The following is a 17,144-nucleotide window of genomic DNA, read 5'->3' on the forward strand; positions in this document are numbered from 1 at the left end:
TCCCGGGTGTGACGACATCAGTGATGGAGAGGCCCGGGGCCGCGCCGCCGGACGGCCGTGAGCGGCCGGGGCGCGTACCCTCCGACGCGTCCGCCGTGCCGGTGACCCGCACCGGTGCGCGACTCGTGTCACTGGAGAGGGAACCTTTGTCAGTACAGCCGGATCAGCCGGACCAGCCGGAGACGGGCGCGGCAGGGACCGATCCCGCGGAGCTCGCCGCCCTGGTCGGTGTGGCCGACGCCGACGGCAACCGTGCGCCCGAGGACGAGAGCGTCTCCGACCGCACGGCCCGCTTCGAGCGCGACGCGATGCCGCTGCTCGACCAGCTCTACGGCGCGGCGCTGCGCATGACCCGGAACCCGGCCGACGCCGAGGACCTGGTGCAGGAGACCTTCCTGAAGGCGTACTCGGCGTTCGGGTCGTTCCGCCGCGGCACCAACCTCAAGGCGTGGCTGTACCGGATCCTGACCAACACCTACATCAACGGCTACCGCAAGCGGCAGCGTCAGCCCCTGCAGTCGCCGACCGACGAGATCACCGACTACCAGCTGGCCCAGGCCGGTGAGCACAGCTCGACCGGTCTGCGCTCGGCCGAGGTGGAGGCACTCGACGCGCTGCCCGACAGCGACGTCAAGGAGGCCCTGCAGGGCCTGCCGGAGGACTTCCGCATGGCGGTCTACCTCGCCGACGTCGAGGGGTTCGCCTACAAGGAGATCGCCGAGATCATGGGCACCCCGATCGGCACCGTGATGTCGCGGCTGCACCGCGGCCGGCGCCAGCTGCGCGACATGCTGACCGACGTCGCCCGCGAGCGCGGATTCGTCCGCGACGGGGCCGCCGGCGCGACCGGGGACCGGGAGGTGACGGCATCGTGAGCGCCGCCGAGGACTCGGGCGCACCGCTCGAGCGCAACCCGATGATCCAGGACCCGCCCGCGAACACCGGCTGCACCGAGGTGCTGGCCGAGGTGTGGCTGTTCCTCGACCACGAGTGCGACCAGGAGCGGCGACGCCTGCTCCAGCAGCACCTGGACGAGTGCGCGCCCTGCCTGGCCGAGTACGGCATCGACGAGAAGCTGAAGGCACTGCTGGCCCGCAAGTGCGGCGGCGAGGCGGCCCCCGCCGGGCTCAAGGACCGGCTGCGGTCGCAGATCCGCTCCGCGGTGCTCGAGCAGGCCCAGGTGACCGTGGAGAGCGGCCCGGACGGCACCAGCGTCTCGGTGTCGCACCAGCGCACCGAGTACCGCCGCTCCGGCGGCTGACCGGCACCGCCGCTCCGGCGACACACGCGAGAGGGCGGGCACCCCACCGGGGTGCCCGCCCTCTCGCGTCGGTGTCGCCGAACTCAGCAGTTCGGCTTCTTGCCGTGGTTGGCGCCCTTCTTGGCGCGGTCACGGCGCTTGCGTGCACGCTTGGACATCTCGACCCTCCTTCCCGTCCGGGTCACGGTTCCGCGGCGTTGCCGCGGGAGCTTCGTACGCGCGATTCTCGCATGTGGTGGGATGGGCGATCGTGACCACGCTGAGCGAGCTGCTCGCCGAGCACACGACGATGGACGGCGAGACCGCCGATCACCTCCAGCGCGTGGTCGGTGAGTGGCAGTTGTTGGCCGACATGTCCTTCGCCGACTTCCTGCTGTGGGTGCCGCTGGACGACCTCCACGCGGGGACCGGCGGTGCCTCCCGGGCGGCGACCGCGCAGTTCCTGTGCGTCGCCCAGGCCCGGCCGACCACCGCACCGACCGCCCACCCGGACGACGTCGTCGGCCGCCGGGCGGTGCCGGTGGAGGTCGGCCAGCTGCGCCGGGCGGTGCTGGAGGGCCGGATCTGCCGCGACGACGACCCGCGCTGGCACCTGGAGGTGCCGGTGCGCCGGGAGACCATCCCGGTGCGCTTCAAGGGCCGCACGGTGGCGGTGCTGTCCCGGGACACCAACCTGTCCACCCCGCGCGTCCCGAGCCCGCTGGAGATCGCCTACCTCGGCAGCGCCTCGGACCTGTGCCAGATGATCGTCGACGGGACGTTCCCGCCGCAGTCCGGTCCGCCCGGCTCGGCCGAGGGCAGCCCGCGCGCCGGGGACGGCCTGGTCCGCCTCGACGTGCACGGGAACGTGGCCTACGCCAGCCCGAACGCGCTGTCGGCGTACCACCGCATGGGCCACGCCAGCGACGTCGCCGGGGCCGACCTCGCGACGGTCACCAAGGCGCTCGTGCTGGACCCGTTCGACGCGAAGGACGTCGCCGGCCGGATCAACGAGGCCCTCGACGGTGCCCCGTCCACCCGGATGGAGATCAAGGGCCGCCGGGCGACGATGCTCGTGCGCGCGCTGCCGCTGCGCCCCCGCGGCGACGCGGCGGGCGCGCTGGTCCTGGTCCGCGACGTGACCGACCTGCGTCGCCGGGACGCGGCGCTGATGAGCAAGGACGCCACCATCCGGGAGATCCACCACCGGGTGAAGAACAACCTGCAGACGGTCGCGGCGCTGCTGCGCATGCAGGCCCGGCGCAGCGAGAACCCGGAGGCGGGCCGGGCGCTGGAGGAGTCGGTCCGCCGGGTCACCTCGATCGCGCTGGTGCACGAGGCGCTGGCCTACTCCGTCGCCGAGGTCGTCGAGCTCGACGAGCTGCTGCCGAAGGTGCTGCCCGCCATCCGCGACGGTGCGACGACCGAGTCCCGTGCCCGGGTGCGGGTCGACTCCGGGTTCGGGGCGCTGCCCGCGGCGAAGGCCACCCCGCTGGTGCTGGTCCTGGCCGAGCTGACCCACAACGCGCTGGCGCACGCCTACGACCCCGGCACGGCGGGGGAGGTGGTCGTCAGCCCGGTGCGCTCGGCGAGCCGGCTGGAGGTGTCGGTGGCCGACGACGGCCACGGCATGCCGGTCGACTTCGACTTCGAGAGGTCCAAGGGGCTGGGTCTGCAGATCGTGCGGACCCTGCTGACCTCCGAGCTGGAGGCGACGATCGAGGTGCGGGCCCGGGAGGGCGGCGGCACGGTGGCGGTGGTCCGGGTACCGCTCGGCGGTTCCTGAACGCCGCGGTGGGAGGGGCGGCGGGGCAACGGGTCCGCCGCCCGTCGTCCCCGGGCGGTCGCTGCGGTGCGGCGGGTGACCGATCCCGGTCACTCCCGGTGACCCGGGGCGTGGACGGGGGCCCGGAGGGCACCGGATACGCTCGTCCCGTGACCGTTGATCCCGGTGCCGTGGTCGCGCCGGCACCGTGGTCGACCCTCACACCGGGGTGGCAGATCACCCCGAACGCACCTCGGGCCCGTGGCCGGTGGCGTCCGGCTACGGGCCCGAGGTCGGGGAGCTACTTCTTCTACTGTCCGGAGCTGCTGTCCGGGACAGCCGTTCCTGCCGCATTCCGGGCGAGTGCCCGGGCGGGGCTGCCTACGCGGTGCGGGCGCGCGGACGGGTGCTGCGCCGCTTCAGGGCGCGCCGCTCGTCCTCGCTCATGCCGCCCCAGACACCCGCGTCCTGGCCGGACTCGAGAGCCCACTGCAGGCACGACTCGGTGACCGGGCAACGCCGGCACACGCTCTTGGCCTCCGCGATCTGCATCAGGGCAGGGCCGCTGGTGCCGACCGGGAAGAACAGCTCCGGGTCCTCGTCGCGGCAGATCGCGTCGTGACGCCAGTCCATGATCACTTTCTCCTCTGGTGCGCGATCGGGGTCGCGCCGATCGTCTGTGCGCTTGGTGTTACGTGCGTGTTTCGCAGCTTGTGAATACTTTCACGAGCCACCGCGGTCCTCAATGGGAAACTGCTCGCGGGATGCGTGAGCGCCCTCATAGGGAACGCACGCAGACAGACCAGTGCCCGGGACTTCGAGCCGCCCTGGGCCGGTTCCACGATCCAGTGTCCCTGTCCCACCCGGAATCGGCCACCCGAAAACGATGTCGACCCGGACACCCTCTGAGTGAGGGGTCCGGCCCGGTGGGACGGAACCTCCACGAGCGGCGTTGCTCGTGGCCTCGCTTGCGTAGGGACCACCTTGGATCACGGGTTTGGCCTGGTGTAAGCCCCAACGGGACCGACGGTCCGCTCACATCGGTGAATGGCGCGGTTGCTCACTCCGGCGTGTGAGAGCGCCCGCACGATGCGCGACGAACCGTCCGTCTCACACGACGACGCGTAACGCTCCGGGCACGCTGAGGAATTCCACATCGGTGCGCATTCCGAGGTGGTCGCCGTCGAGCTGGAGAGCGAGAGGCTGTTCCGAAGTGATCCGCACCCGGCCGACGGCGTCGTGCCGGACGATGTGCCGCCCGTGCGGGTCGCCGTCGGCGGCCAGGATCTGGCGCAGGGTCGAGGCGATCGTCCGCGGGCTCAGCCCGGTGAGCGCGAACAGCCCCAGCCCGCTGCCGAACGACGAGCGGGGGTTGGTCCGCACCGCGCGGCCGGACAGGAAGGTCCACGGGTCGGTGTTGGAGACGAACGCCAGCCGCACCCCGGTCAGCGGCGCCGCGTCGGGGAGCTCCACCGTCATCGACGGCGGACGGCGCAGCTGCGCGAGGTACTGGGCGATCGCGGTCACCGCGTAGCGGCCGGGGCTGGCCTCGTGTCCCTGCGCGCGGGCGCGCTCGACCGCGGCCACCACCTCGGCGTCCCAGCCCATGCCGGCGTTGAAGGTGAACCAGCGGTCGTCGGCCCAGCCGAGGCCGACCAGCCGTCGTCGTCGCCGGGCCAGCGCGGTGAGCACGTGCCCGGTCGCCTCGACCGGGTCGCGCGGCATGTCCAGGGCACGGGCGAACACGTTCGCCGAGCCGCCGGGGACCACCGCGAGCATCGCGGTGGCGTCCGGGTCCGGCCGCGGGGCGCCGCTGCCCGAGCCGGTCTGCGCGGCCAGCAGCCCGTTGACGACCTCGTTGACCGTCCCGTCGCCCCCGAGCGCGACGACGAGCTCGACGCCGTCCGCCACGGCCGCCGCGGTCGCCTCCGCCGCGTGGCCCCGGTAGCGGGTCTGCAGGACGTCGAGCTTCAGCTCGCTGGCCAGGGCCTTGGTCAGCACGTCCCGGCCGGCGGCGGTGGTGGACGTGGCCTGAGGGTTGACCACGAGCAGCGCGCGCACGGGGCGACTGTATCGACCGCGCACCGGCCGGTCCGTCGGCCGCCCGGCGGTGGCGGTCGTGGCGGGCGGCCTATCCTCGGTGGGTGGCCGATGACCGCGACGACCGCCCCGTGACGCGGGAGCGACCGCCGGAGAACGTGCGGGTGGCGGGGGTGCTCGTCGCGGCCGAGGGGCTCGTCGGCGCCGTCCTCGCGGTCGTGCTCGGCGTGCGCGCCCTGGAGGCCGGCGGCGCCCGCCTCTACTACGGACTCGCCGAGGCCGGGATCTTCGTGCTCCTGGCGGCCGCCGTGGCCGGTGTCGGCTACGGGCTGGTCCGCGGGGTGCACGGCTGCCGCACCCCGGCGATCGTCGTGCAGCTGCTGCTGTTCCCGGCCATCTACTACGCGCTGGGCCCCAGCCGTCAGCTGGTGTGGGGCATCGTCTGCGGGCTGTTCGTGCTGTTCACGTTCCTGATGCTGATCAGCGAGCAGTCCCGGCGCTGGTCGATGGGCGACGAGTACCCCGAGGACTAGCGGCCGGCCGCCCCGCCGGTCCGCCGCCCGGCCAGCGCGACGAGCGGGTCGCCGGTGAGCCGGTAGGTGGTCCACCCCTCGTTCGGCACCGCGCCGACGGAGCGGTAGAAGCCGATGGCCGGGGTGTTCCAGTCCAGCACGTTCCACTCCAGGCGCTTCCAGCCGCGCCGGGCCACCTCGGCGGCCAGCTCCGCGAGCAGGGCCGCGCCGTGCCCGTCGCCGCGGGCGCCGGGGGTGACGTAGAGGTCCTCCAGGTGGATCCCGGCGACGCCCTCCCAGGTGGAGAAGGTCCGGAACCAGATGGCCGTGCCGACGACCGCGCCGTCGTCGCCGGTGGCCACGAAGGCCCCGGCCGACGGGTCCGGGCCGAACAGCGCGGCGTGCAGCTGGTCCTCGGTCAGCCCGCACTCGTGCGCGGCCTTCTCGTAGTCGGCCAGCTCGTGCACGAGCCGGACCATGACCGGCACGTCGCCGGGGGTGGCCGTACGGACGCTCACTGGTCCTCCGCGGGGGTGGGGCGCTGGTTGACGTGGTCGAGGCGGGGCACCCCGCGCTCGAACCCCAGCACGCTGACCCCGGCCGGGTCCATGCGGAAGTGCACACCGCCACTCGCGGGCAGCCCGATCCAGCGCGCCGTCAGCACCCGGGAGAAGTGGCCGTGCCCCACGAGCACGACGTCGCCGCCGCCGAGCAGGGCGCGCGCGTCGGCGAGGACGGCGTCGGCGCGCGCGGCGACGTCGCCGGGCGTCTCGCCGCCGGGCCACGGCCCGTCCCAGATCGTCCAGCCCGGCAGGGACTCGCGGATCTGCGGCGTGGTCCAGCCCTCGTTGTCGCCGTAGTCCCACTCGACGAGCCGGTCGTCGACCGCGTCCACGCGCAGCCCGGCCAGCTCGGCGGTGTCCCTCGCGCGCGTGCGCGGGGAACAGAGCACCCGGGCGGGCGGGGCCTCGTGGCGGACCAGGGCCAGCGCGTCGCGCACCCGGCGGGCGGCGGCCCGGCCCTCGTCGGTCAGCGGGACGTCGGTGCGGCCGGTGTGCTTCCCGGTGCGCGACCACTCGGTCTCGCCGTGGCGCAGCAGGAGGATCCGTCCGTCCGGATCGGCGTCGGTGCTCACGGGCGGCGACGCTAGTCGCGGACGCTGCGGGACGCTCGCGGTGATCAGGTCACCCGGTCGGGTCGGATCCGGACCCGACCGGGCAGTCCGCCGGGCGCGCCGTACCCGCAGGGTGGCCGGATCGGATGGGATCCGTGGCGGACCACGAGCCGAGGAGCGTCATGTCGTCGCAGTTCTCCCGCCACCCCGCGCGGCGGCGCATCGCCGGGATCGCCGCCGCGGCCGGCCTCGCGGTCACCGCCGCGCTCACCGCGCCCGCCGCCGCGGGCACCGCCGTGGCCGCCCCGTCCGCCCCGGCGGTGCAGGCCGGGGCGATCGGCCCGGGCGTGCAGATCGCCACCCCGGTCACCGGCGGCGCCGAGCTGTGCACCGCCAACTTCCTCTACACCCCGGCAGCCGGGCAGGACGGGCACCGCGACGAGCCCGGCGGCCGCGGCGCCGAGCACCAGGCCGCCCCGGCCGGGGCGCTCTACCTGGGCGCGGCCGCGCACTGCATGGCGGGCGAGGACGCGATGTCCTCGGTGGACGGCTGCCGCGAGCCGGTCATGCCGGAGGGCATCGAGGTCGGCATCCGCGGCCGCGACGGGAAGAACTACACCGGACGGGTCGCCTACAACTCCTGGGCGGTCATGCAGGACCGCGGCGAGACCGACCCGCAGCTGTGCCTCTACAACGACCTCTCGCTGATCCAGCTCAGCCCGGCGGCCGTCGCCGTCGCCGACCCGACGGTCCCCGGCTTCGGCGGCCCGACCGGGCTCGACACGGACGGCACCGAGCAGGGGGAGAAGGTCTACAGCTTCCAGCCCAACCAGCTCGTGGCGACGCCGTACAAGCAGGGCCTGAGCCTCGGGCAGCCGGAGGGGCCGCGCACGCACGTCGTCTCCACCACACCGCCGGGGGTGCCGGGCGACTCGGGCTCGGGCTACCTCGACGCGCGCGGGCGGGCGTTCGGGCTGCTGTCGAGCCTGATGCTGCCGACCAACACCAACGGGGTCACCGACATCGCCCGGGCACTGGCCTACGCCGAGCGCTACGGCGAGGTCGGCGCCCTGGAGGTCGTCCCCGGCCGGGTCCCGTTCACGCCGGGCGTGCTGCCGCTGACCGAGCTGCCCAGCGGCCCGTCGCTGCCCGCACTCCCGCTGCCCGACCTCACCCCGGCGCCGCTGCGCTGACCCGGGCACACGGCTCCCGGGACGGGCGTGCGGTGATCCGTACGCCCGTCCTGTGCGGGTGGCCACTCCGGACGCGCCGGGTGACCGGTTCCCGGCGTCCACCCGGTTAGACTCGCCGCCAGATCCGACAGCTCGTCCCGGCTCGGCGCCCCTATCCCGGCGCAGCGCGCGGGATGGCCGTCCGGCACCGCGAGCAGGTCGACGTCAACCCGCGACGCCCGGTGCAACGGCAGGCGCGTCCGTGCGCCGCTCTCGTACCGCACCACCCGTGGAGTCTTCCCATGACGCTCGCCCAGGACCCGACCACCCGTTCCGCCCCCGACCGGCACGAGGTGTTCGGCGCGCACGAGGGCGGCAAGCTCGCGACCGGCCTGACCGCGCCGCTGGCCGACGAGCGCGACCTGTCGATCGCCTACACCCCCGGCGTCGCGGACGTCTGCCGCGCCATCGCCGACGACGCCTCGCTCGCCGCCCGCTACACCTGGGCGCACCGGCTGGTCGCCGTCGTCAGCGACGGCACCGCGGTGCTCGGCCTCGGCGACATCGGGCCGCGCGCGTCGCTGCCGGTGATGGAGGGCAAGTCGGCGCTGTTCAAGTCCTTCGCCGGGCTCGACTCGATCCCGCTGGTCCTCGACACCACCGACGTCGACGAGATCGTGGAGACCCTGGTCCGGCTGCGCCCGACCTTCGGCGCGGTCAACCTCGAGGACGTCGCCGCACCGCGCTGCTTCGAGCTGGAGCGCCGCCTGGTCGAGGCGCTCGACTGCCCGGTTATGCACGACGACCAGCACGGCACCGCCGTCGTGCTGCTCGCCGCCCTCGACGGCGCCTGCCGGGTGCAGGGCCGCTCGCTGTCGGACCTGCGCATCGTGATCTCCGGGGCCGGCGCGGCCGGCATCGCCTGCGCACGCATCCTGCTGACCGCGGGCGCCTCGGACGTCGTGCTGCTCGACTCGCGCGGGGTCGTCGACGCCGGCCGCGGCGGGGAGAAGGCCGCGCTGGCCGCCGTCACCAACCCGCGCGCGGTCACCGGCGGGATCGCCGAGGCCCTGGCCGGTGCGGACGTGTTCGTCGGGCTCTCCAGCGCCACGCTGCCCGAGGAGCTGTTGGCCACGATGGCCCCGGAGTGCATGGTCTTCGCACTGTCCAACCCCGACCCCGAGGTGCACCCGGACGTCGCGGCCCGGCACGCCGCGATCGTCGCGACCGGCCGCAGCGACTTCCCGAACCAGATCAACAACGTGCTGGCCTTCCCGGGGATCTTCCGCGGCGCGCTGGACGCGCACGCCCGCCGCATCACCGACGACATGAAGGTCGCGGCGGCCCGCGCCATCGCCGACGTCGTCGCCGACGAGCTGTCCCCGCAGAAGATCGTGCCCGGCCCGTTCGACCCGCGGGTGGCCCCGGCCGTCGCCGCGGCGGTGGCCCGCGCCGCGGGCGACGTCGGCGTGACCGCAGGCTGACGAACGGCCATAACCCCGGTTACGAAACGTGTGCAACCGGGGTCTGCGCCGAACGGCACGGCTCGCTGTGAGCGGTCGAACACACACGGTCGGATCGGTTGCCACCGCTCGCCGAGCACGTCACACCCTTCACCCTCCGGCGACTACCTGTCACCACCCGTGAGTGACGGGCGGAGCAACGGTGTTGGGCCGAACGGTCTCATCACTCGCTGTATCGGGTGGCTCGATCGGTCTACCCGCCCGGATCGCCCGGCACGGTGGCTCGTTGTTCCCCACGGAGCTGCCGAACGGAACGGAGGCGGGCGTGTCGGAGCAGGAATCGCGGGCGGGACACCGTCCGGGTGCATCGGTCGGGGACCCGGCCGGTGGACGCGCGGAGCAGGCACCGGGTGCCCGCCGCGACAGGGACCGGGACCCCGGTCTCGCCGGTGACCTCGCCCGGGCCTTCGCCGGTCCCGGTGGCACCCCGGCGGGCCGCGCCCGGCCCGGACCCGACGACGAGCCGCTCCTCGACCGTGCGGAGGCCCTGAACCTCGCCGCCGCACCGGACGCCGAGATCTCCGGCACAGGCTTCGGGGAGCCGCCGTTCGGCAGCGCCCGCCGCCTCCCCGGTGCGCCGCGCCCGGCCGGCCCGGCCCCGTCGGTCGCCGAGGCGTCCCCCGGCCCGGGGACCACCGGGTCCGGGGCCACGGGTGCCGACGGTGCCGACCACTCCGCGGTGCAGCTCCCGCCCTCGCCCGCGATGGTCTGCGACGCCGGGGGCGTCGTCGTCCACACCAACGCCGCGCTCCGCCGCCTCGCCGGCTCCGCCGACCCGACCGGCATGCGGCTCCCGCAGCTGCTCGTCGGCCCGGACTCCGACGCCCGCCTGGTCCGTGCCGACCGCCGCCTGGCCCGGGTCAAGGTCGTCCGCTGGAACCAGCCGGGTGACCGCACCGTCGTGCTGCTCACCCCGTTCCCCGACGCCGCGCCCGCGCCGTCGGACGAGGCCCCCGCGCTCGACCTCGAGCGCGCCACCCGCTCCGGCACCTGGACCTTCGACCTGCAGGCCGGGACGCTGACCCGCAGCGAGGGGCTCGTCGAGCTCTACCGCGCGCTCGGCGTGCGCCCCGACGGCCCCGACGGCCCCATCGAGGGCGAGCAGGTCGAGCGGGTCTGCCGGATGCTGCGCCGCGGCCCGGACGCCGCGCCGGAGCCCACCACCGCGCACAGCTCGGAGATCCGCCCCGAGGGCGGCGCGGTGCTGTCGTGCCGCACCCGGATCGACCGCACACCCGGCGGTGCCCCGCTGCGCCTGATCGGGACCGTGCAGGACGTGTCCGACCGGCGCCGGGCCGAGTCCCGCGCGCAGCGCTCCGGGCAGCGGTTCGCCGACCTCGTCGCCACCATCACCACCGGCGTCGCGATGCTCGACGGCCGCGGCCGGATCGTCGACGCCAACCCGGCGCTGTGCCAGCTGCTCGACGCCGACCTGGAGACCCTGCGCGGCGTCCCGGCACGCAGCCTGTCCGCCGAGCCCCAGTCCGACGGCCGCGGCGGCCTGCCGGACTGGCTGCGCGACCCGTCGCACCCCGAGCCGACCTACCGGATCGAGTCGCTGCCGCTGCTGCGCGCCGACGGGACCCGGGTCGACTGCGAGGTCGTGGTCAACGCCGCCCCCTCCGACGACGGCCGCCCGTTCTGGCTGCTCGTCGTCACCGACGTGGGGGAGCGCCGCCGCGCCGCCGACGTGCTGCGCGAGGCCGACACCGTCGACCCGCTGACCCGGCTGCCCAACCGGGCCGGGCTGCTGGAGCTCGCCGACCGGCTGCTGGCCGGGCCGGACGCCGACCGGGTCGCCGTGGTCTGCGGCGACGTCGACGACTTCGCCCGCGTCAACACCGGTCTCGGCCACGACGCCGGCGACACCCTGCTCGTCGAGCTGGCCGGGCGGCTGCAGCGCGAGCTGCCGTACCACTGCACGGCCGGGCGGCTGTCGGCCGACGAGTTCGCGGTGGTCTGCGCCGACGTCGACGAGGTCGGCGGACCGCAGGCGCTCGCCGCCGTCGTCGCCGGGCTGCTGCGCGGCGACGTCACCGTGGCCGGCAGGCCGATCACGCTGACCGCCTCGGTCGGCGTCGCCGGGCGGGACGCCGCCGTGGCCGGCCCGCAGGCCGACGCCCGCGGCCCCCGCGGCGACGACCTGCTGCGCTCGGCCGAGGTCGCGGTGCGCGAGGCCAAGCAGCGCGGACGCGGCACGGTCGCCGTCGCCGACCGGGGCGCCGTCGCCCCGGCGCGCCGCCAGCTGGAGCTGGAGGCCGAGCTGCGCGCCGCGATCGAGGGCGACGCGCTGCGCCTGGAGTACCAGCCGGTCGTCGCGCCGGACGGCACCGTGCTGTCCGCCGAGGCGCTGCTGCGCTGGTCGCACCCGGTGCACGGCGAGGTCTCGCCCGGCGAGTTCCTGCCGGTCGCCCAGCGCGGCGGCCTGCAGCGCGACCTGGACCTGTGGGTGCTGCGCACCGCGGCCGCCGAGGCCGCGACCTGGCCCCGTGCCGGGCAGGCCGTCGCCGTCGCGGTGAACCTGGCCGGGCTGCTGCCGGCCGACCCGTCGTTCCTTGCCGACGTCACCGCGATCGTCGAGGGCGCCGGGCTGCCGTGGAACCAGCTGGTGCTCGAGCTCGTCGAGACCAGCCTGGTCGCGCTGCCGCGCCCCGCGCTGGACGCGATGAGCGAGCTCGTGCACCGCGGCGTCCGCTTCGCCGTCGACGACTTCGGCACCGGCTACTCGTCGCTGGCCCGGCTCAAGGAGCTCCCGGCGCAGACGGTCAAGGTCGACCGCGCCTTCGTCACCGGCGTCGGCACCGACCCGGCCGACTTCGCGCTCGCCCGCGCCGTCGTCGAGGTCGCGCGCGCGATGGGCCGCAAGACCGTCGCCGAGGGCGTCGAGACCGCCGAGCAGTTCCACGTCCTGCGCGGGCTCGGGGTCGACGCGTTCCAGGGCTGGCTGTTCGCCCGCTCGCTGCGCCCCGACGACCTGCACCGCGTGCTGCGCGGCGGCGGCCTGCCCACCCCGGCGACGAGCGCGACCCCGCCCGACGGGACCCCGGGCGCCTGGTGAGCCGGTCGCGCCCGCCCACCGCGGGCGCGACCGCCGTCGTCACCGCACGAACGCGCTCTGCCCGGTGATCGCCTTCCCGACGATCAGCGTGTTCATCTCCCGGGTGCCCTCGAAGGAGAACATCGCCTCGGCGTCGGCGAAGTACTTCGCGATCCGGTTCTCCAGCACCACCCCGTTGCCGCCGACGAGCTGACGCCCGAGCGCGACGGTCTCCCGCATCCGGGTCGCGCAGAACTCCTTCACCAGCGACGAGTGCGCGTCCGACCCGCGCCCGGAGTCGAGCAGCTGGGCGTTGCGCACCGCCATCCCCAGCGAGGCGCTCACGTTGCCGAGCATCCGCACCAGCAGGTCCTGCATCAGCTGGAACCCGCCGATCGGGCGGCCGAACTGCTCCCGCTGGGCGGCGTAGGACAGCGCCAGCTCGTAGGCGGCCATCTGCACCCCGACCGCGCCCCAGGCGGCGTTGGCCCGGGTGCGCTGCAGGACCAGTCCGGCGTCGCGGAAGGTGCCCGAGCCGCCGGAGAGCCGGTGCGACTCCGGCACCCGGACCTGGTCGAGCAGGATGTCGGCGTTCTGCACGATCCGCAGCGATTGCTTGCCCTCGATCTTCGTGACCGTCATGCCCTCCGACGGCGAGGGCACGACGAAACCGCGCACCGCGCCGTCGGCGTCCGGGTCGGTGTCCCGGGCCCACACGATGACCAGATCGGCGAAGGTGGCGTTGCCGATCCAGCGCTTCTCGCCGTCGAGGACCCACTCGTCGCCGTCGCGGGTGGCGGTGGTCTCCATGCCACCGGCCACGTCGGACCCGCCGTGCGGCTCGGTCAGCCCGAACGCGCCGATCGAGTCCATCCGGGCCATCGCGGGCAGCCAGCGCTCGCGCTGCTCGGGGGTGCCGCCGGCGTGGATCGAGCCCATCGCGAGGCCCGTGTGGACGCCGTAGAAGCTGTTGACCGACGGGTCGACCCGGGAGATCTCCGCGTGCAGGAACCCCAGGAACAGCCGCGACGCCGGCGGGTCGGCGTAGCCCGCCCCCGCGAGGTCGAGGCCCGCGAAGCCCTTGACCAGCTGCATCGGGAACTCGGCGCGGTCCCAGGCCTCCAGCACGACGGGGGCGACCTCGGCGCGCAGGAACTCCCGCACCCGGCGCAGGTCGGCGCGCTCGGCGTCGGTGAGCAGGTCGGCGTAGTGGAACCAGTCCGCGACGTGCGGGTGGTCTGGGTCGAGGTCCAGCTCGGGACGCGGCAGACGCGTGGGCTCCTTCGGCATGGCCCCACTGTTGCGCCGCGGCGCACCGGCCGCACGGCAGAGCGCCTACCGCAGGGCCTGCAGCAACGCCGCGCCGGCCGTCGTATCCCCGACCGGGCTGAGCACCACGTGGTCGGCGCCCGCGGCCCGGTGCTCGGCGACCCGGGCGGCGATGTCCTCGACGCCGCCGCGGGCGGAGACGGCGTCGAGCAGCCGGTCGGCGCGGGCGTCGACCTCGGCCTCGGCGAACCCCAGCCCGCGGACGGCGGCGCGGTAGCCGGGCACGCCGAGCAGGAACCCGGCCAGCTCGCGCAGGCCGGTCCGGTCGGTCCCGAGGACGGTCGGCAGCATCACCGCGAGCAGCCGGTCCGGGCCCAGCGCCGCCCGCGCCCGCGCGGTGTGCTCGGGGGTGACCAGCAGCGTCACCGCCCCGGCGCAGCGGGTGCGGGCGAGGTCGAGCTTGCGCGGTCCGAGCGCGGCCAGCAGCCGCTCCGACGCGGGCAGCCCGAGTGCGTCGAGCTCGTCGAGGTGGCGGTGCAGCGCGTCCAGCGCCCGCGGCTGCTGGGGCGCCCCCAGTCCGGTCAGGTAGCGGCCGGGGTGACGGCGGGCCGCGTCGGCGTGCACCGCGGCGACGGCCGCCGCCGGGTACAGCCCGGTCGGCACGATCCCCGGGACGACGGCGGCGGCCCGGGTGCCGTCGAGCAGCGCGGTCAGCCGGTCGAGCCGGTCGATCGCGCCCCCGGCGAGCCACAGGGTGCGGGCACCGGCGTCCTCCAGGGCCGCGGCGTCGGCGGGAGCGGGTCCGGTGGCGACGCCGAGCGGGCCCAGTGCAGTGGTCAGGGTCATGTCCGCAGCGTCGGTGCTGAACCGGACTGCAGGTCAAGCGCGACGGGGTGCCGGTGACCTGCGGCCGACCGCTCGCCCGTCGCGCACGACCGGGTTAGTGTGCTGCGACCAAGCGGGGAGCAGGGGTCCCGCGCGACGGCAGGGGGAACCGCCGATGATCGAGTTCCGGGGCGTCACGAAGCGCTTCCCGGACGGGACGGTCGCGGTCGACGAGCTCGACCTCGTCGCCGAGCAGGGGCGGATCACGGTCTTCGTGGGCCCGTCCGGCTGCGGCAAGACGACCTCCCTCCGCATGATCAACAGAATGATCGAGCCGACCGGCGGCGAGCTGCGCGTCGACGGGCGCGACGTGCTGTCCGCCGACCCGGCCGAGCTGCGCCGGGGCATCGGCTACGTCATCCAGCAGGCCGGGCTGTTCCCGCACCGCACGATCGTCGACAACATCGCGACCGTGCCGATGCTCGTCGGGAGCAGCAAGAAGGCCGCGCGGGACCGGGCGATGGAGCTGATGGAGATCGTCGGCCTCGACACCTCGATGGCCAAGCGCTACCCGGCGCAGCTGTCCGGCGGCCAGCAGCAGCGCGTCGGCGTGGCCCGCGCGCTCGCCGCCGACCCGCCCGTGCTGCTGATGGACGAGCCGTTCTCCGCGGTGGACCCGATCGTCCGGGAGAGCCTGCAGGAGGAGCTGCTGCGGCTGCAGTCCGAGCTCGGCAAGACCATCGTGTTCGTCACCCACGACATCGACGAGGCCATCAAGCTCGGCGACAAGGTCGCGGTGTTCCGGGTCGGCGGCAAGCTCGCCCAGTACGACGAGCCGGGCGTGCTGCTGTCCCGCCCGGTCGACGGTTTCGTTGACAACTTCGTCGGCCGCGACCGCGGCTACCGGGGCCTGGGCTTCCTGTCCTCGGACACCATCCCGATCGGGTCGCTGCCGGTGCTCTCGGTCGGCGACCCCCTCCCCGACGACGGCTGGTCGGTCGTCGTCGACGGCTCCGCCCGGCCGCTGGGCTGGGTCGAGGCCGGTGAGGGCCGGGTGACCGAGGAGGCCATCGTCCCGGGCGGGTCGCTCTACGCCGTCGAGTCGGGCTCGCTGCGCGGCGCGCTCGACGCGGCGCTGTCCTCACCGTCCGGTCAGGGTGTCGCCGTCGACGCCGACGGCCGGGTCGCCGGCTCGGTCACTGCCGACTCGGTGCTCGAGGCGCTGCCCGCGGCCCGCGACTCGCACAACGCCGCCTGAGGCCGCCGTGACCTGGGTGTTCGACAACCTCGACTCCGTGCTCGACGCGCTCGCCGAGCACGTCGTGTACGCCCTGATCCCGGTGCTGCTCGGGCTGGTGTTCGCGATCCCGCTGGGCTGGGTCGCCAACCGCAACGCGACGCTGCGCACGATCATGACCAACGCCGCCGGCCTGCTCTACACGGTCCCGTCGCTGGCGCTGTTCGTGTTCATGCCGCCGCTGCTCGGCACCCAGATCCTCGATCCGGTCAACGTGATCGTCGCGCTGACGGTCTACACCGTCGCGTTGCTCGTGCGGACGGTGTCCGACGCGCTGTCCGCGGTGCCGGGCCACGTCGTCGACGCCGCGAACGCGATGGGCTACACCCCGGTCCGGCGTTTCGTCGGCGTCGAGCTGCCGCTCGCCGTGCCGGTGATCGTGGCCGGCCTGCGGGTCGCCGCGGTGTCCACGATCAGCCTGGTCACGGTGGGTGCGGTGATCGGCTTCGGCGGGCTCGGCCTGCTGTTCACCGAGGGCTTCAACCGCAGCAACGACGCCCAGATCGTCTCCGGCATCGTGCTGGTGCTGCTGCTCGCGCTCGTCGTCGACTCGGCCCTGCTGCTCGGCGGCAGGCTGCTCACCCCCTGGCAGCGGGCCCGTACCGGGAAGGCGGGGGCATGACCTACTTCGGCTGGCTGTTCGACGGCGCGAACTGGGAGGGGCCGACCGGCATCCTCGCCCGGCTCGCCGAACACCTCGGCTACACCGCCCTGACCCTGCTGGTCGCGGTGCTGATCGCGGTGCCCCTGGGCGCCTGGATCGGGCACACCGGCCGCGGCGGCTTCCTCGTCGTCGGCCTGGCGAACGGGCTGCGCGCCCTGCCCACCCTGGGCCTGCTGGTGCTGATCACCACGCTGGTCGGGCTGTCGCTGATCGGCCCGATCATCACCCTCATCGTGCTGGCGGTGCCCGCGGTGCTCGCCGGCACCTACGCCGGCATCCGCAACGTCGACCCGGCCGTCGTCGACGCCGCCACCGGGATGGGCATGCGCGGGCCCGAGGTGCTGTGGAAGGTCGAGCTCCCCAACGCGCTGCCGCTGATCATCGGCGGGCTGCGCAGCGCGACCCTGCAGGTCATCGCGACCGCGACCATCGCCGCCTACGTCTCGCTCGGCGGGCTCGGCCGGTTCATCATCGACGGCCTCGGCCAGCGCGACTTCGGCATGATGATCGGTGGCTCGATCCTGGTCGCCCTGCTCGCGATCGTCGCCGACCTGCTCCTGGGCGGGCTGCAGAAGCTGATCGTCTCGCCCGGCCTGCAGGCCACCGGCCGGACCGCGCCGCGCCGGCTGCGCGTGGTGCCCACCCGTCCCGAACCCGTCCGCGAAGCGGCCTGACCCACCCCGCAC

The 17,144-nt window shown here is 74.8% G+C and carries 17 protein-coding genes; 10 read left to right on the plus strand and 7 right to left on the minus strand.

Features of this window, described 5'->3' with window-relative positions:
* Positions 1-230 precede the first annotated feature (230 nt).
* Together KPL57_RS00810 and rsrA are read left to right on the plus strand one after the other, a co-directional pair.
* A complete protein-coding gene (locus KPL57_RS00810; RefSeq protein ID WP_062403710.1) occupies positions 231-875 on the plus strand; it encodes a sigma-70 family RNA polymerase sigma factor in 645 nt (214 codons plus the stop codon).
* 41 nt (positions 876-916) lie between these two features.
* Positions 917-1,261, plus strand: a complete 345-nt coding sequence (rsrA, locus tag KPL57_RS00815) for a mycothiol system anti-sigma-R factor (protein WP_062403708.1) — start codon at positions 917-919, stop codon at positions 1,259-1,261.
* Positions 1,262-1,344: 83 nt separating this feature from the next.
* Here rsrA and KPL57_RS71695 read toward each other — a convergent pair whose 3' ends face one another.
* Positions 1,345-1,419 (minus strand): 50S ribosomal protein bL37, encoded by a 75-nt coding sequence (locus KPL57_RS71695; RefSeq protein ID WP_369804880.1) that lies wholly within the window; start codon positions 1,417-1,419, stop codon positions 1,345-1,347.
* 92 nt (positions 1,420-1,511) lie between these two features.
* Between KPL57_RS71695 and KPL57_RS00820 the strand changes: the two genes are divergently transcribed.
* Entirely contained in the window at positions 1,512-3,026 is a 1,515-nt protein-coding gene (locus KPL57_RS00820; protein WP_226349992.1) for a sensor histidine kinase, read from the plus strand.
* A gap of 360 nt (positions 3,027-3,386) precedes the next feature.
* Here KPL57_RS00820 and KPL57_RS00825 read toward each other — a convergent pair whose 3' ends face one another.
* Positions 3,387-3,638: a WhiB family transcriptional regulator gene (locus KPL57_RS00825; RefSeq protein WP_043277332.1), complete on the minus strand. Its 252-nt coding sequence runs from the start codon at positions 3,636-3,638 to the stop codon at positions 3,387-3,389.
* A gap of 477 nt (positions 3,639-4,115) precedes the next feature.
* The gene (locus KPL57_RS00830) at positions 4,116-5,066 is read right to left on the minus strand and encodes a diacylglycerol kinase family protein (protein WP_226349993.1); all 951 of its coding nucleotides are present in this window, start codon (positions 5,064-5,066) and stop codon (positions 4,116-4,118) included.
* An 83-nt stretch (positions 5,067-5,149) separates the two neighbouring features.
* On the opposite strand from KPL57_RS00830, the gene KPL57_RS00835 reads away from it, so the two are divergent.
* Positions 5,150-5,578: a hypothetical protein gene (locus KPL57_RS00835; RefSeq protein WP_100878641.1), complete on the plus strand. Its 429-nt coding sequence runs from the start codon at positions 5,150-5,152 to the stop codon at positions 5,576-5,578.
* Here KPL57_RS00835 and KPL57_RS00840 read toward each other — a convergent pair.
* Both KPL57_RS00840 and KPL57_RS00845 read right to left on the minus strand, forming a co-directional pair.
* Positions 5,575-6,075, minus strand: coding sequence for an N-acetyltransferase family protein (locus KPL57_RS00840; protein ID WP_374203645.1), 501 nt, complete (start codon positions 6,073-6,075; stop codon positions 5,575-5,577). The genes KPL57_RS00835 and KPL57_RS00840 overlap by 4 nt on opposite strands.
* Positions 6,072-6,692 carry a histidine phosphatase family protein gene (locus KPL57_RS00845; RefSeq protein WP_226349994.1) on the minus strand — a complete coding sequence of 207 codons (621 nt, stop codon included), beginning with the start codon at positions 6,690-6,692 and terminating at the stop codon, positions 6,072-6,074. The genes KPL57_RS00840 and KPL57_RS00845 overlap by 4 nt, the downstream gene beginning before the upstream one ends.
* 125 nt (positions 6,693-6,817) lie before the next feature.
* Between KPL57_RS00845 and KPL57_RS00850 the strand changes: the two genes are divergently transcribed.
* From KPL57_RS00850 to KPL57_RS00860, 3 genes are all read left to right on the plus strand, one after another.
* The gene (locus KPL57_RS00850; protein ID WP_226349995.1) at positions 6,818-7,864 is read left to right on the plus strand and encodes a serine protease; all 1,047 of its coding nucleotides are present in this window, start codon (positions 6,818-6,820) and stop codon (positions 7,862-7,864) included.
* A 281-nt stretch (positions 7,865-8,145) separates the two neighbouring features.
* A complete protein-coding gene (locus KPL57_RS00855; protein WP_226349996.1) occupies positions 8,146-9,327 on the plus strand; it encodes an NADP-dependent malic enzyme in 1,182 nt (393 codons plus the stop codon).
* Between the two features lie 304 nt (positions 9,328-9,631).
* A complete protein-coding gene (locus tag KPL57_RS00860) occupies positions 9,632-12,424 on the plus strand; it encodes a bifunctional diguanylate cyclase/phosphodiesterase (protein WP_226349997.1) in 2,793 nt (930 codons plus the stop codon).
* A gap of 39 nt (positions 12,425-12,463) precedes the next feature.
* Here KPL57_RS00860 and KPL57_RS00865 read toward each other — a convergent pair whose 3' ends face one another.
* Entirely contained in the window at positions 12,464-13,693 is a 1,230-nt protein-coding gene (locus KPL57_RS00865; protein ID WP_226349998.1) for an acyl-CoA dehydrogenase family protein, read from the minus strand.
* Positions 13,694-13,738: 45 nt separating this feature from the next.
* A complete protein-coding gene (locus tag KPL57_RS00870) occupies positions 13,739-14,518 on the minus strand; it encodes an LLM class F420-dependent oxidoreductase (RefSeq protein ID WP_226349999.1) in 780 nt (259 codons plus the stop codon).
* 154 nt (positions 14,519-14,672) lie between these two features.
* On the opposite strand from KPL57_RS00870, the gene KPL57_RS00875 reads away from it, so the two are divergent.
* From KPL57_RS00875 to KPL57_RS00885, 3 genes are read left to right on the plus strand one after another with little or no spacing between them, the layout of a single operon-like run.
* Positions 14,673-15,755 (plus strand): ABC transporter ATP-binding protein, encoded by a 1,083-nt coding sequence (locus tag KPL57_RS00875; protein ID WP_226350000.1) that lies wholly within the window; start codon positions 14,673-14,675, stop codon positions 15,753-15,755.
* A 7-nt stretch (positions 15,756-15,762) separates the two neighbouring features.
* On the plus strand, positions 15,763-16,416 hold the full coding sequence (locus tag KPL57_RS00880; RefSeq protein WP_073578561.1) for an ABC transporter permease: 654 nt from the start codon (positions 15,763-15,765) through the stop codon (positions 16,414-16,416).
* Positions 16,413-17,132, plus strand: a complete 720-nt coding sequence (locus tag KPL57_RS00885; RefSeq protein ID WP_226350001.1) for an ABC transporter permease — start codon at positions 16,413-16,415, stop codon at positions 17,130-17,132. The genes KPL57_RS00880 and KPL57_RS00885 overlap by 4 nt, the downstream gene beginning before the upstream one ends.
* Positions 17,133-17,144 lie beyond the last annotated feature (12 nt).

It is taken from the genome of Pseudonocardia sp. ICBG601 (genome assembly GCF_020496245.1).